Source organism: Capnocytophaga sp. G2 (genome assembly GCF_035282625.1).
Lineage (GTDB): Bacteria > Bacteroidota > Bacteroidia > Flavobacteriales > Flavobacteriaceae > Capnocytophaga.
Genome location: NZ_JAYKBU010000002.1, coordinates 108,452 through 123,682 on the forward strand (window position 1 = coordinate 108,452; position 15,231 = coordinate 123,682).

The 15,231-nt window shown below is 39.6% G+C and carries 16 protein-coding genes; 11 read left to right on the forward strand and 5 right to left on the reverse strand.

Annotated features, from left to right (window positions below):
* Nucleotides 1-5: 5 nt before the first annotated feature.
* From pyrR to VJJ03_RS02085, 4 genes are all read right to left on the reverse strand, one after another.
* A complete protein-coding gene (pyrR, locus tag VJJ03_RS02070; protein WP_009746455.1) occupies nucleotides 6-548 on the reverse strand; it encodes a bifunctional pyr operon transcriptional regulator/uracil phosphoribosyltransferase PyrR in 543 nt (180 codons plus the stop codon).
* Between the two features lie 165 nt (nucleotides 549-713).
* Nucleotides 714-1,226, reverse strand: a complete 513-nt coding sequence (locus tag VJJ03_RS02075; protein WP_009746454.1) for a hypothetical protein — start codon at nucleotides 1,224-1,226, stop codon at nucleotides 714-716.
* On the reverse strand, nucleotides 1,226-2,851 hold the full coding sequence (locus VJJ03_RS02080; RefSeq protein ID WP_323973525.1) for an OstA-like protein: 1,626 nt from the start codon (nucleotides 2,849-2,851) through the stop codon (nucleotides 1,226-1,228). Before VJJ03_RS02080 ends, VJJ03_RS02075 begins: the two co-directional genes overlap by 1 nt.
* Before the next feature lie 454 nt (nucleotides 2,852-3,305).
* Nucleotides 3,306-4,157: a CPBP family intramembrane glutamic endopeptidase gene (locus VJJ03_RS02085; protein WP_323973527.1), complete on the reverse strand. Its 852-nt coding sequence runs from the start codon at nucleotides 4,155-4,157 to the stop codon at nucleotides 3,306-3,308.
* A gap of 85 nt (nucleotides 4,158-4,242) precedes the next feature.
* Here VJJ03_RS02085 and VJJ03_RS02090 point away from each other — a divergent pair, with 85 nt between their 5' ends.
* The gene (locus tag VJJ03_RS02090) at nucleotides 4,243-4,884 is read left to right on the forward strand and encodes a helix-turn-helix transcriptional regulator (protein WP_323973529.1); all 642 of its coding nucleotides are present in this window, start codon (nucleotides 4,243-4,245) and stop codon (nucleotides 4,882-4,884) included.
* A 190-nt stretch (nucleotides 4,885-5,074) separates the two neighbouring features.
* Entirely contained in the window at nucleotides 5,075-6,145 is a 1,071-nt protein-coding gene (locus VJJ03_RS02095) for a hypothetical protein (RefSeq protein WP_323973531.1), read from the forward strand.
* A 66-nt stretch (nucleotides 6,146-6,211) separates the two neighbouring features.
* Here VJJ03_RS02095 and VJJ03_RS02100 read toward each other — a convergent pair whose 3' ends face one another.
* Nucleotides 6,212-7,021, reverse strand: a complete 810-nt coding sequence (locus VJJ03_RS02100; RefSeq protein ID WP_323973533.1) for a helix-turn-helix domain-containing protein — start codon at nucleotides 7,019-7,021, stop codon at nucleotides 6,212-6,214.
* A 108-nt stretch (nucleotides 7,022-7,129) separates the two neighbouring features.
* Between VJJ03_RS02100 and VJJ03_RS02105 the strand changes: the two genes are divergently transcribed.
* The 9 genes from VJJ03_RS02105 (at nucleotide 7,130) to VJJ03_RS02145 (ending at nucleotide 14,932) form a co-directional block, all read left to right on the forward strand.
* Nucleotides 7,130-7,996: an alpha/beta hydrolase gene (locus tag VJJ03_RS02105; RefSeq protein WP_323973535.1), complete on the forward strand. Its 867-nt coding sequence runs from the start codon at nucleotides 7,130-7,132 to the stop codon at nucleotides 7,994-7,996.
* Nucleotides 7,956-8,945, forward strand: coding sequence for an alpha/beta hydrolase (locus VJJ03_RS02110; protein WP_323973538.1), 990 nt, complete (start codon nucleotides 7,956-7,958; stop codon nucleotides 8,943-8,945). Before VJJ03_RS02105 ends, VJJ03_RS02110 begins: the two co-directional genes overlap by 41 nt.
* 113 nt (nucleotides 8,946-9,058) lie before the next feature.
* Nucleotides 9,059-9,487, forward strand: a complete 429-nt coding sequence (locus VJJ03_RS02115) for a nuclear transport factor 2 family protein (RefSeq protein ID WP_323973540.1) — start codon at nucleotides 9,059-9,061, stop codon at nucleotides 9,485-9,487.
* A 3-nt stretch (nucleotides 9,488-9,490) separates the two neighbouring features.
* Entirely contained in the window at nucleotides 9,491-10,465 is a 975-nt protein-coding gene (locus VJJ03_RS02120; RefSeq protein ID WP_323973542.1) for an alpha/beta hydrolase, read from the forward strand.
* Between the two features lie 137 nt (nucleotides 10,466-10,602).
* Nucleotides 10,603-11,076, forward strand: a complete 474-nt coding sequence (locus VJJ03_RS02125; RefSeq protein WP_323973543.1) for a flavodoxin family protein — start codon at nucleotides 10,603-10,605, stop codon at nucleotides 11,074-11,076.
* 40 nt (nucleotides 11,077-11,116) lie between these two features.
* Nucleotides 11,117-12,100: an alpha/beta hydrolase gene (locus VJJ03_RS02130; protein ID WP_323973544.1), complete on the forward strand. Its 984-nt coding sequence runs from the start codon at nucleotides 11,117-11,119 to the stop codon at nucleotides 12,098-12,100.
* 4 nt (nucleotides 12,101-12,104) lie between these two features.
* Nucleotides 12,105-13,205 (forward strand): alpha/beta hydrolase, encoded by a 1,101-nt coding sequence (locus VJJ03_RS02135; protein ID WP_276724952.1) that lies wholly within the window; start codon nucleotides 12,105-12,107, stop codon nucleotides 13,203-13,205.
* Nucleotides 13,206-13,211: 6 nt separating this feature from the next.
* Nucleotides 13,212-14,063: a carboxymuconolactone decarboxylase family protein gene (locus VJJ03_RS02140; RefSeq protein WP_323973547.1), complete on the forward strand. Its 852-nt coding sequence runs from the start codon at nucleotides 13,212-13,214 to the stop codon at nucleotides 14,061-14,063.
* Between the two features lie 26 nt (nucleotides 14,064-14,089).
* Nucleotides 14,090-14,932 (forward strand): aldo/keto reductase, encoded by an 843-nt coding sequence (locus VJJ03_RS02145; protein ID WP_323973549.1) that lies wholly within the window; start codon nucleotides 14,090-14,092, stop codon nucleotides 14,930-14,932.
* Nucleotides 14,933-15,231 lie beyond the last annotated feature (299 nt).

Below are 15,231 nucleotides of genomic sequence, written 5' to 3' on the forward strand. Positions count from 1 at the left end.
AGGAGTTATATTTTCTCTGTCAAATACACGGAATCTTCCCCGTCTTGTTCTGTCCAATGTACGACCACCCGTTCCTTATTGATGGCATCTACTGCCTTTCCTATATAGTCGGGCTGTATGGGAAGGTCTCTACTGAACCGGCGGTCTATCAGTACCAAGAGCTCTACTTTACTGGGACGACCAAAGGATTGCAGAGCTGTAAGGGCTGCACGGATACTACGTCCCGTATAGAGAACGTCATCTATGAAAACCACTTTTTTATCTTCTACCAAAAAAGGAATATCAGTGGTATTGGCAGTTAGGGGCTTTTCCCCTCGCCGGAAATCATCTCGAAAGAAGGTAATATCCAATGCTCCATACTGTATGTCCGCTATTTGGTATTCCTTTGTAAGCATTGCCACCAAGCGTTGCGCTAAAAATACCCCGCGAGGTTGTAAGCCTATGAGTACTGTATCGCAAAAGTCAGTATGATTCTCTATCAACTGACATGCCAAACGGTGTAGGATAACTTGTAATTCTGTGTTACTTAATAATTGTTTTTTTTCCATATTTTAGGGTTTAGGTATTCATTATGAATCAAAAGTTGAAATATAAAAACTCTAATTTTCGCTGATGCGAGTTACATATTCGCTTGCAAGTATTCAGCGACTTTAGTTTACACCTATCATGATAGGGCTTGTAGCTTGTACTAACATAGGACTAACTACTCATTACTATGCTCGTATCACAAAACATTCTCTTTCTTGTTCTTTTCGGATAAAAAATAAAGCAAATGAAAAAGTATCTATCACTACACTAAAGGCTTTGTTTTGGGATAATTGCTTGAAAAAAGTCTCATTATTCCTGTGATGCGGTGCTACTAATACAAGTATGCTGTCATTGTGCATCTCTGCCAATAAGTATTCCACACTTGGAAAACTTTTACACTGATAAAGCAGGATCATATCCTTCTTTTGAGAGGTGGCTTCTATCATAGCAATGGGAAAAAGTGCTAGAAAATCCTTAGTATCACCATATATTTTCAGGCTCTTAGGTGTGAAATACGCTATAAGTCGCAACAAAAATTGTCCTTTTTTCTTTGAAATTCCTTTTGGATAGTACTCACAAGGGATTCTTTTAGAATTGTAAAAGCATTGGGTAACCAATTGATATACAAAAGGGGAGTGTACACCATGTTCATTGGTGGATTTCCATAGGAAAAGCAAATATTTCTTCCACAAGGACATTAATTTTCTACTTTAGGTTGTAATTTTTCTTCAATTAAGTCTATTTCTTCCGACTTTATACCGCGAATAGGGACAAGTTGTATATTCTTTTCTTCTTCTGGGAAAATATCCTCTTTGCTTTGGATCATCTCATCACCACGCCAATTGAAATTAGCAAAAAGTAGCTCTTTCTTACTGATTTTATCCTCTGGATAAATGCTCCCATCTACATTAGTATAGAAAATAACTTCACTTATTTGTTGGTTTTCATCAAAGTTTACACGGATTTGGCTACATTTGGATTTATTAATCCCCACTAATTGCTGTTGATCATTATAAGCGTAATAGATAACCTCTGTATTCTGATACAAATTTACGTTATTTAGTTTGTTTTCTTGGAATTTTCCCTTTAAAATTTTTCCTTTAACTTGGTTAAAGCCTGTCCCAAGAGAATCTTTTTCAATGAGGAAAGCATTATCAAATACTTTTAAGGAGTCCAATTTCTCTGTTTGAGTATTGGCTAAGATATGGATATGATCCCCTGTCATTTGGCTTTTACCACTCCAAACGACAGGATTTCCGATGAGTTTGGTAAGCCCTGTAAGTTGGCTGGAGTGAATGGAATCACATTTGCCTTGCATATCTGTCCTGAAGATACGTGCATTAGGGTAAGCACGAATGATGCGAGCTCCTGTTTTTCCTGTTACCATGATTCTCTTAGCATGAATGTATAGGGAATCTTTTCCTTTTTCTACCTCACTGATAACAATGGCTTTTTTGGTAATATACATGGAATCCTGAGCCTTATATATTTCTCCGTAATGTCCCTTAACAAGGGTTTTATTGATAGTATCTCTGATAATGATATTATTGGTTCCTGAGGCAAAACTCTTGAATTTGTTAAAGTAAAGGCTATCTCCTGTAAGTATCTTATTATCATAGTCTATTCGTGCCCGATCCATGAAGTATCCTTGTTCTATTTTGGAATCATAGAACCCTCTTTCCCCATAGGCTACATAATCCTTTCCAGTAATGGTGGTAGGTCCAAACATATAGATGTGTCCCGTGGCATGGTAGTAGTCCAAGGTAAGCGAATTCACTTCAAAATTAGCATTGGTGATTTTCACCTGAGTAGTGAACTGGCTCTTCTTAGGGGTTACAAAGTAGCGACCTTCCTTGCTGGTAAGTACATTCTCATCATCAAAAATTTTCCCATAGTTCAGGTAATAAGCCTGTTGGGTATTGCGATCGAAGAAGAGTTCTTGGGTCTCAACGGTCATCTTTTCATTGCGTAGTTTTACATTCTCTTTGGCAATGGCAATCTTAGTATCTCCATTGTATTCTATGAAGTTGCTATTCATCTTTAGCGAATCCCCTTGTTGTATGAAAACATCCCCAAAGGCTTTTACTTGGTTTGTCTTCTGATAGAGTATTGCTACATCACACCAGATATCCATCCCTTGGTGACGAAACTGCACTTTACGCTCTTCATCAGAATTGAAAATCGTTGCTCCTGGATATTTGTCATTATCAATAGTAAGTGTACCTGCATAGACAATCTCTATCTGTTTGGAGGTTGTATCCTGCGCTTTTGCCATTGACAATAAGAAGAAAAAGGTAATAAATAGGTAATATATCTTTAGCATAAAGGGTCTTGTCCTATGTATAAGAATTTTGTGCAAAGATACATATTTAAGTTAAAAATGAAAAGTGAAAAATTTGTTATATTGTGGGAAAATGACTACCTTTTCCTTAGAAAGTAAAGGTATACCTATCACCATCATTAAAGGATAACACTTTAGAGGTATTAGTCTTTGTTAAGTAGAAAAACTCTTGGTTTTATAAAGATAAGATGATGGAGAAAAAGAATAGTTGGTCTGAATATTTATAACAACTCATTGTGTTTTTTGATTAAAAAAAATCGTATATTTAATTGGTTTACAAATAATTAAATACAATGATTAACTTAGAACAAAGTTATAAAAGAATCTTGAAGTATTGTTAAATTTCTTTGAGAAACACTCACGTTAATTAGGTTATAGCACAACAGGCAATAAAACTCCCCGTGTAGTAAGAGTATCGTACGGGGAGTTTCTACTATTATTGTACCTCTCGGGTGATTCTGATTTTTCTTAGCCATAGACCTACGACAAGGTACAACAGACAAGGGATCATCCCCGAAACAGGAGAAATGATAATTTCTTTACCTGTTTCAATAAGAATGTGCTTATCATATATCAAACTGTTGATGGTGGTATCCTCAATAGCGTGCATCCACACTCCAGCCCAGATAGAGCCCGTAAGGCGGAAAAGCTCGGTATACATTACCGTCCACGAGGTGCAGCACACCAATGCCATGATGCAGAAAGTTACTTTGTCGTAAGGGAATACAGCAAATAGCTGTTCGGGTTTTACAAAGTAGAAGAAGTAAGGCCAGTGCCACGAGCACCACACCACTCCCACGATGAGATAGAGCCACACATCTTTAATCTTCAAACTGAGCAAACGGGCGGTAAGATACCCCCGCCATGCCGATTCTTCAAAGAAATTCTTTACAAATTCGGCTAATACAAAGATACCAAACCCACCGAGGTAGTCCGTCCAACGGATTTCTACTTTTAGCCACCCGAAGAGTTCCCCTATAAGCAAGGTAAGAGCGATCACCGCAGGGTAAATAAGGGTTGCTACCCCATACCAACGCAAGTTTCTCTTGATAAGCGGACGCAAACCTGCATCACGCCAGCTATCGCCCATGAAGGCACGCAATAGGAGCCAAGTAAGCACTGGGGCAACAATAAAAATACCCATTCCGCTGGTACCATTGTAGGTGTCGCTGAAATTACCTGTTGTTTCTCCTGTGAGAGCATCTACCCATACGCCTACCCAGCCGCAGCTGAGGGCTACGAAAATGAAAAGGCATAAATTGCGAATTGTTTGTATTTGATTCCTCATGTTTTAAAAATATTTGATTATCTTTATCGCAAAATTACACCAGTGCGCATCACTACACAATACTGAATAATAACCATTTTTAAAGATGACAACCAATAAAAGCATAGAGGAAATAGCCCAAGAATACATTTCTTATATGAAAATCTTGGAACAAGCGGGTAGTTTTGCTGTTTTTCTATCGGATAGATTCGGGCATTACTATTATGTAACCGAATATATAGAAGCGTCTCAAGAAATTGACATTGAAAAATTGGTGCATCCTGATGATTGGGAGATCGTAAGAAGAATTGATAAAAAAGTATGGGAGTTTTTAGACACACTCCCCGAGGAGGAAAAATTGGCTTACAAATACATCTATGAGATGAGAGTATGGGATAGAGGGAAGTATGTACGAATGATTTATCAAATGCGCATATTAGCCTTCAAAGGGGATAATTTTTTGGCAATGGGTATCATAGACATCGCTCCTGAACAATCGGCAAACACTTCAGTTCGTTTTCAGATAAAAAACTGCCTTACCGATGAGATTGTACCTTTCACTATCGAAAGTGCTACCGATGTCCTGCTCACTCCGCGCGAGAGAGAGATACTCGCCCTTGCCAAAGAGGGAATGTTCAGCAAAGAAATCTCCGAAAAACTGAACATCAGCATACATACCGTAAACCGCCACCGCCAAAATATCCTCGAAAAACTACAAGTAGATAATATGATTGAAGCAATAAGATAATTGGTCGTAGCACAACACGCAATAAATAAAATTCACTCGGACTTACCTCTAAATGTTGCCGTACAAAAAATATTCATTAATTATCTATTCATTAAAATTAATTTTATACTTTTGTTGTGAATTTAAGGAAATGAGATTCTTTTTACTTAGATTCTTGTGAGTTTATATTTATTAACTAAATAGTTATGTTATGAAAAAAGTAATAAAGAAAATACTACTTACTATCCTTGTTATTTTCTTGCTCTTAACCGTATTGCCCATAGCGTATTTCTTTATTTATGGGTTCTTCCTTCGTGGTAATATTAGTGAAGAAAAAGTAAATTACCTTAAAGCTAATAGCATAATATTACCGCCAGAAAGCACAATCTCCGATACAACATTATTTACAGAGGTTAATACACCTACTGTGTTTATGTTTGGTGAGATTCACGGATTTACCAAGACACAACTTTTTGACGCTCAACTCTTGATGTACCTGAATAAAAAGTTTGGAGTTACTGATTATTTTAATGAATTTTTTACCGAAGATGCTGAACTTCTAAATCAATATCTAAATGCTGACATTCCTGATGAAACGTTGTTGAAACAACACTTCAACAATCTTAAAGAGAATATCCCGCAGCGCCAAACACAGGAGTATCTTGAAAAATGGAAGATACTTTACAACTATAATCAAACACTACCAAAGGATCAGAAGATACGAGTTTATGGACTTTTAGGTAAACAAGAAGCCTTTAAGCACAATCGCGATAGTGTTATGATGAGTAATTTTGATTTAACTATCAATCAGTTAGATAGTGTGAGTGATACAAAAAGAAACTATTATTGCTCTTTGGGTAGCGGACATATCTATCAGGAAAAATACAACGCAAGAAAATGTTTTGCTACTCTTCTAAAACAGAAAGATTATACAGTGATTTCTGTGATGCATCGCCCTTTTGATTCAGAAATGTATCTTCCAAAAGGTTTGGGTATGCCAACGAGCCCTAACGAGATGATTTCTTGGGCAAACTGCGATGGGCCTATCTCCTATTTCACAAATGCAGAAAATTTCAAAGAAGCCTCTGAAAATCCTTCAATAGTGCTTTACAAGCTCAACAGTAAAGATTCTCCTTATGCACGCTGTCAAGATGTTGTTGGTTTCAAATCACCTATTAGTTTTCTTATCGGAAAAATAACGCCTGAGGAGGGTAAATATACTACCGATTATTTTCAATATGTTTTAGTAACCAGAGGCTGGAAAGGTCCAAAATTACCATAGTAAGCTTCTGTAGCTACAAAAATAAACTCCCTGTGTGATACACATACCACACGGGGAGTTTTATTATTACTGATAAAATGCACTCGGACTCACTCCCAAGTGTTGCTGTACAAAGCGAGAGAAATAGGCGGTAGAAGAAAAACCAAAAAGGTCGGTAAGGGAGGTGATAGAGTGTGTTTTTTGTTGCAATAGTTTACGTATATGTATGGTAGTAAATCGGTTAATCCAAAAGAGGGCATTGCGACCACTCACCTGTTTGCATACTTCCGATAGATGCTTAGGCGAGACAAAGAGCTTATCGGCATAATAGCCCACTTCGCGATGTTGCACATACTCTTCTTGTTCTAACAATGCCATAAAACGCACCATAAGATCGTTGTCCTGAAAGGTTATTTTCTGCTTCCCAAACAGCGAGGTATGAATATCAAAATAATCTAAAATAAGCATTTGCACCGCACTGTGTAGTACTTCCTCTTGAAAAGCGTGAGTGGTATCGGTCAGTCGGTGTTTTATTTGCTGAAAATCGTATTGCAATTGGGCAAACTGCTTTTCGGTAAGGAGCATAATAGGGTTTGCAAACAGTGCCAAAGCCCCCCGTATGCCGTAATTGCTACGCGGGGTGCAGTATTCAACATATTCAGGAGTGAGGTAGATACAAGTAGCTTGCAAGTAGGGTGAGGGCACAACGGCCTCTATAAACTGCTGATAAGGAATAATCATCGTTTGTCCGGCTTCGAGCACAAAATTTTCTCCGTTGTACTTAAAAACATAACTACCCGCCTCGCATAACACGTGGGCTATACAATGTCGCAACTCCTCACTACCTAAGCGGTGAAGGCTGTCTTCAATAATGATATTTTCGTTACTCATACTCATAATGCGACAAAGATAGAAAAATTTGTAAAAACTACCGACTTTTGTGTAACAATCTGTTCAAAATACCGCAGTACCTTTGCCTCGTCAAACAATAAAAATTAAAAGAATATGAATTTACCTATCCTTATCTTGATGAGTATTACACTTTTTTCTTGCTCTAAAACAGAAGGTACCCCCACTGTTACCAATACCCCCGAACCTATACAAACTAACAGTAATGGAAGCACTGTGCTACACGACCAAGTAATAAAAAGCAAAATAGTAGGCAGAGATATGTATTACACGGTTTATCTACCAGCTGGTTACAGCAATGAGAAAACATATCCTGTACTATACCTGTTGCACGGCTATGGTGGTAACCAAAACGATTGGTTTGTGTACGACAAACTCCAAGAACAAGCCGATAAGGCTATTGCCGATGGCATTATGCCCGAAGCAGTTATCATCACCCCCGATGGCAATACGTGGATGTATTTAGACAATGTAGCAGGACGCTCTATTCGCTACGAAAGCTACTTTTTTCAAGAGTTTCTTCCACAAGTAGAAAAACGTTTTCATATCAAAGGGGAACGCCAAAGCCGAATGATAGGAGGCTTCTCGATGGGAGGCTATGGAGCCCTATATTATGGCATTACCCATCGTGATATGTTTAGCTATATCTATGCAATGAGTTCTGTTATCGAAGGCTATGGTGTACGCAATATTTATGAGGTGATACAGCAATATCCACAAAACGAATTGCCTCCTGTCACCCTTGAATTGGGCACACGTGACTTCTTTACGCGTGAAAACCAACGCCTCCATCAGCAACTCACTGCTGCAAATTACCCTCACGATTATATCTTACGTGAAGGTGGATACGATTGGGAATTCTGGAGTGCTTGCACCCCTAAAATACTTAAAAAATTTGGAGAAACTATAAAAAATAAGCCTTATGAAAAATCTCATATCACCACTAATTCTCTTAACTCTTAGCTTTACAAGCTGTGCTCAAAATAAAGACCTTATGCCTAACAATCCTCAAGCTTCGACAACTACAAGCGAACACCTTACAGTTGCGCATACCGTACAAGACCTCATCTATCATAAAGCCTTTACAGGCTATGGCGAACTGCTTTTGCCCTTTGATGAGAATAGCAACTACTACACCCTACCGCTTTCACAAATAGCCCGTACTATGCCCTACCACAGCAATGTGCACCCCAATATAGTACTCAACGCTGTAAACCATCTTATTGATGAAGTGGATAAAGGGCAAACTATCTTCTATAACATTTATACTGACAATGAGAAAAAACAAGATCCTCGCAAGCAAAACACAGGACTCTTCTTTTTTCGTGGCAAACAAGGGGCTCCGTTTGCTATAATATGCCCTGGAGGTGGTTTCTCATACATAGGTTCTTTGCACGAAGGCTTTCCTCTGGCTAAACGCATTAGCGAACTGGGTTACAATGCCTTTGTGATACGCTACCGCATTGGCAGTGAGCAGTACGCCACCGAAGATTTAGCCCAAGCTATCGCTTATGTACTGCAAAATTCTAAAACGTTAGGCGTCTCAACAGAAGATTATTCTCTTTGGGGAGGCTCTGCAGGCGCACGTATGGTGGGCAATATTGCCTACTATGGAGTTAAGAAATTTACTAACGCCCACTTACCCCAACCTGCTACTGCTGTGATTATCTATACAGGACAAAGTCTTTACAGCAAAGATTTTCCACCTACTTTTCTCGCAGTAGCTTCTAATGATGGCATTGCCTCTGCTGATGGTATGCAACATCGCGCCGAGAACCTCAAACGTGTAGGTGTACCCGTAGCCTTTCATCGCTACCAAACTGCTTCGCACGGATTTGGTTTAGGCAATGGCACCGATGCTGAAGGTTGGTTAGATTTGGCTGTAGCGTTCTGGCAACAATACATAAAATAAGAACTTAGAAAAATTTGTAAAAACTACCGACTTTTGTATAACAATCCTTTGGCAAATCCGCTGTATCTTTGCCTTGTAATTAGTTAATGAACAAATAATAAAAACATATAGAAATGAAAAATATCATTACAATTCTGTTGTTGAGCTTCTCTTTTATTACTTATGCTCAGCACAGTACACAAGAAACAAAAGTATTACAGCTTTCCGAAAACCTTTGGAAGGCAATGCAACAAGTAGATAAACAAACTCTTGTAGAAAATATCGCTCCTGAGGCAGTATTCGTACACATGGGAGCAACTCTTATTAGAGATAAAGAAATAGAGGTACTACAGCAAAAAGGAATCGTACTAAAAGAAGTGGCTACCGAAAATACTTCTGTGCGTATCGTAGGTAAAACGGCTGTGCTTTTGCGCAAACTGCAACTTACTGCTATTGTAGGAGGTAATGAGGTGGTCAATCCGTTTGTAGTAACCGAAACCTATACTAAAAAAGGCAGCAAATGGCAGTTGCTGTCTCTCTCTTACACTAAAATTATTTACTAATTTATGAAAAAGACAATAACCCTTTTAACTCTTACGACTATTATGAACCTATCTGCACAACAAATGCACCCCGTACAATACACCCGCAATGATGGTATTAGCATTGCCGCTAATGTCTATACACCTGCGGGATATGACAAAACTAAAAAATATCCTGCTATAGTGGTAGCCCACCCTAACGGTGGCGTAAAAGAACAAGTCGCAGGTTTGTATGCCGAGCTTTTGGCAAAGCAAGGTTATATTGTGATAGTTCCCGATGCTGCTTATCAGGGAGCCAGTGGAGGTACCCCTCGTAATGTAGATACCCCTTCCAGCCGTACTGCCGACCTTCACGCTGCTGCCGATTTTATCAGTACCTACGCCGGGGTAGATGCTAATCGTATCGGGATACTCGGTATCTGTGGCGGAGGAGGCTATACACTCAATGCAGCAAAAACCGATAAGCGATTTAAAGCTGTAGCAACATTGAGTATGTTCAACACAGGATTGGTGCGCCGTAATGGTTTTAAAAACTCGCAAGTAGCTACTATCCAACAACGACTTAAAGAGGCTTCTGAAGCCCGCGAAGAAGAAGCTCGTGGTGGTCAGGTGCGTTATGTGGGCAATATGCCTAAAATGAGCAAAGAAGAGGTTGCTAAAATGCCTTTTGAACTCTATCGCGAAGGTTATGAATATTATCTTGAAACCCACGCCCACCCAAACAGCACCTTCCGTTACACCCAAAGCAGTCTTCTGGACTTGATGCGCTTTGATGCTACCGACCAAATAGAGCTTATCAACCAACCGCTCTTAATGCTTGCCGGTAGTAAAGCCGACACTCGTGATATGACCGAAGATGCCTTTGCTAAAGCCGTCAATGCACAACCTAAAGAACTCTATCTGCTTGAAGGAGCCACCCATATCCAAACCTATTGGAAAGAACCCTACGTAACCCAAGCAGTAAAGAAACTCACAGAGTTTTTTAAAAAGAATTTGTAATAAATAAATAATTAATCAGTCGTCAAGAATACTGACGACAAAAAGAGAAAAAAGATGAATAAAAGCAAATTATTAACACTTGCACTTGCTTTTTTACTTTAATAGGAACGGCAAGTTGCCAAAACAAAGACGAAGAAATGAACAACAAGAAGAATACCCAAAAGATTCTTTTTATCAACGGAAGCCCAAACCCTAACGGCAATACGGCTCAGTTAGCACAAACATTACTCAAAGGGAAAACGTATGAAACACTTAATCTAGTGGGGTATAGAGTCAATCATTACGGACAGACTCTCCCCGGCGACCAATTCGATGAAGTATTGACGAAAATTAGAAATGCCGATATCATTGTGCTTGGGTCTCCTGTATATTGGCACAATATAAGTAGCATCGTACGCACCTTGTTAGAGCGTTTTTACGGGACTATTGCCCCAAATTCGTTTGCTCCTCGTAAACTCTTTTTTTTATATCAAGGTTCAAGTCCTTCCGAGTTTATGATTAATGACGGAGAATACACTATAAAACGTTTTTGTGAAATGTATGGTTTTAGCTATGAAGGAATGGCTAACAATCAATCACAAGCACAAAGACTCTCCGAAAAACTGAAATAATTAAAAGTATTTGTATATTTGTCATTAAAAAAATACAATTATGAAAAAGAATAACTCCTTTAAAAGTATTTTAACTGCGATATGTTTATCTTTGGTAAGCATAGGAGCATTGGCACAAGAAAATGAGGTTATAGCTCAACCTCCTACCGAAACGGTAAATATTACTCCAGTAGTATTCAAAAACCAGACTTCTGGTTTTCAATTAGCAGGAGTGATTTATACCCCTATAAAAATGAAGAAAAGCGACCATCTACCTGCGGTAGTAGTACAAGGACCTATGGGGAGTACTAAAGAACAAACCGCCAGTCTTTACGCACAACTTTTAGCTGAAAAAGGGTTTGTTACAATGGTGTATGATTATTCTTATTTTGGTTCTAGTGAAGGACAACCTCGCGCTTATGAAGACCCTACTATAAAAGCTACCGACATCAATAGCGCAGTAGCTTTTATAACGAAATACCCCAATGTAGATAAAAACAAAATCTTTGCTGTAGGCATCTGTGGTTCAGGGGTGTATTTACCTTACGCTGTTACTTTGGCTAAATCGTCTCCGTTGAAAGCTATTGCAGTAGTCAATCCTTTTGAAATGATCCACTTTGTCGCTCCTAATGGTAAGAGTGAAGCACAACTGCTCTCCGAAAAGAAACTGTATGAAGAAAAAGGTATTGTTACACGTGTAAATCTCATTGATGAAGGTTCTGAAGGAGCTGAGTATTACTACAACAGCAAACGAGGGGCTACTCCTAATTGGTTGCCATTTGCTTCTTGGTCTGAGCTTTCTTGGCGCAAGTTCTTTCCTGCCCAAGAGGTGAAAAAACTACATACACCTTTCTTGGTAGTAGCAGGTGAAAATGCTTTTACTCGCCAAGGAGCTGAACTAATGTACAACAATGCAGCTACTAATAGTAAGGAGCTTTTTGTAGTTCCTAAGGCTCGCCACTTTGATATGTACGACAAAGAAATCTATATATCAGTTATTGTTCCTAAAATTATTACATTTTTTAATCAATATTCTAAACAATAGCAAAATGAAAAGAATTTTTATTCCCCTTACAGTGACCTTGGCCATAGGCTGTGCTACTCAACACCAAGGAGATACTTACACTTCTGACAAGAGTAAAAGCACCGTCCTTGCTATTAAAGAACAAGGTTTCTTCACCGCAGGAGGTACTGTGCTTAAAACCGATGGTACTTTCGACCCCATTAAAGGTCAGTATAACCCCGCCGGACAAACCCTCCACGCCGATTATGCCAATATCTTCTACCAAGTACCTCAGCCCTACAACCATCACCGTGTGTACTTCCTACATGGTTTCGGTCAGTCGCGTGTGGGCTGGATGAACACTCCCGATGGGCGCGAAGGGTTTGCCCCTATGTTCCTCCGCAAAGGCTATGCTACTTACCTCATCGACCAACCTCGCCGTGGAGCAGCAGGACAACCCTCAGCAGAGGCTACTGTAGCCGCCCCAACCTTAGACCAAGCGTGGTTTACCCAATTCCGTATGGGATATTACCCTAAACTTTTCAGCAATTCTAAATTTCCCCAAGGAGAAGAAACACTACATCAGTTTTTCCAACAAATGACTCCTAACATAGGTGAGTTTGATATTCCAAAAGTAACGGAGGCTTTAGTCGCTACTTTCGAGAAAGGAGGTGAAGGTATCTTTATCACGCACTCACAAGGTGGTATTATCGGTTGGAATGTTGCGATGCAAACCCCAAAAGTAACAGCTGTTGTAGCCATTGAACCCGGCACTTTCCCCTTTCCCGAAGGTGAAGTTCCTACCATTACCAAAGAAAATACCTCTTTCCCTGTAGGAGGTTTTGGTGTACCTAAAGAACAGTTTCTCACCCTCACTAAGCGACCTATCGTTATCTATTTTGGTGACAATATCCCTGATTTCGATAAGACTGCCGAGCTACCCGCTCAAAACTTCTGGAGTGGTGTACGCGAATTGGCTTACAAATTTGCCGAAGTGATCAATGCCAACGGAGGTGACTGCAAAGTTATCGATTTGCCTAAGGCAGGCATCACTGGCAATACCCACTTTATGTTTCAAGACCTCAATAACCAAAAAGTTTTTGAACATATCTACAAATGGTTAGAAAGTAAGAAATTAGCAAATTAAAATTGTATGAAAAAAATTATTATCTTTGCAATGGTACTCTTGACAGTAGCGATGAGTGCCCAAGTAAAACAACAAAATACAATGAAAAAAGAAGCTAAAAAACAAACTGCTGGACGAGACCGCCTCGGTAATTTTGCACCTAAATTTGCCCAATTGAATGACGATGTGCTCTTCGGGCAAGTGTGGAGTCGTGAAGGAGAACTTTCTCCTCGTGATCGCAGTATGGTAACCATCGCTACCCTAATAGGTAGTGGAGCCCCCGAATTTACTATCAAAGCTCATCTTACTGAGGGTAAGAAAAACGGCATCAGCAAAGACGAAATAGCCGAAATGATTACTCATATTGCCTTTTATGCGGGCTGGCCTAAGGCGTGGAGTGCTTTCCTTGCTGCCAAAGAAGTCTATGCTAATGAAATAGCTGCCGACCCAAGCCATGGCAGTGCAGGATATATCTTTGCACTTGGTGAGGCTAATTCCCCCGAAAACAGCAAGCACTTCTCTGGTAGAAGTTATTTGAATGTATTGGTTGCTCCTGATACGAAAAATAGCATTTTGGTTGCCAATGTTACTTTCGAACCCTCTTGTCGCAACGATTGGCACGTGCATAGTGCCGAACAAATACTCTTGGCTACCGAGGGTACAGGTTGGTATCAGGAATGGGGCAAGCCTGCCCAACTACTGCAAAAAGGCGATGTGGTAGTAGTTCCCGCAGGGGTAAAACACTGGCACGGGGCTACCGCTGAAAGTTGGTTTGCTCATTTGGCTATAATGGATGTACAAAAAGCTAAAACTGAATGGAAAGAACCTGTAAGCCAAAAAGATTACGAGAAATTAGGTGCAAACTGCACAGACAATTAACAAAAAACTAAAAATAAGAATTACAAATGAAAAACATCCAATTAAACAACGGGGTACAAATGCCCCTATTGGGTTACGGTGTATACCAAGTAAATCCCGAAGAATGTGAGCGTTGCGTAAGCGATGCTATCTCGGTAGGCTACCGAATGATTGATACTGCCCAAATCTACAAAAATGAAGAAGGCGTAGGTAATGCCATTAAGAAAAGTGGTATCGACCGCAAAGAGTTCTTTATCGTTACTAAAGTGTGGATAAGCAATGCTGGTTATGAAAAGGCAAAAGCCTCTATCGAAACCTCTTTGCGCAAACTCCAAACCGATTATATTGATTTGCTACTCGTTCACCAACCTTTTGGCGATTATTACGGCTCTTATCGCGCTATGGAAGAAGCCTACAAAGAAGGCAAAGTGCGCGCTATTGGGGTGAGCAACTTCTATGCCGACAGATACCTCGATTTGGCATACCACTGCGAGATAAAACCTGCTGTAAACCAAATGGAAACACACGTATTCTACCAACAGCAAGACCTCCAAGAGCTAATGAAGAAATATGACACCAAACTAATGTCGTGGGGACCTTTTGCCGAAGGTAAAAACGATTTCTTTGCCAATCCTACTCTCAATGCTATTGGTGAAAAGTATCACAAAAGTGCTGCCCAAGTAGCTTTGCGCTATCTCTTGCAACGCGATATTATCTGCATTCCTAAGTCGGTGCGCAAAGAGCGTATGGAACAAAACCTTAATGTATTTGACTTCCAACTCTCAGCGGAGGATATGAGCCAAATAGCCACTCTCGATACAAAGCAAACGCTCTTCTTTTCTCACCGAGACCCTGCTTTTGTAGAGATGATATGTCAATTAGAATATTAGGTCGTAGCACGACACGCAATAAATAAACCTCCCCGTGTGGAATAGTACTGCACGGGGAGGTTTATTCTCTAATGAATGAGCCTTACTTGGTACGCTATTAAAGTTTTCATTTGGGTAATAGCAGTTTTGTTGAGTTCGAGCAAACGGTCAGCTTGTGAAAGACCACTTGTTTTCTAACCTCTCGAATTCGAGGGGTTAAAATTTAGTGTGCTATTAAAAGTAATAGTAGTTTTATTAAAAACTGCTTGACTTCTAATTATGGCGAATTTGCCATAATTAAAAGTTTTGAAAGTACAGAG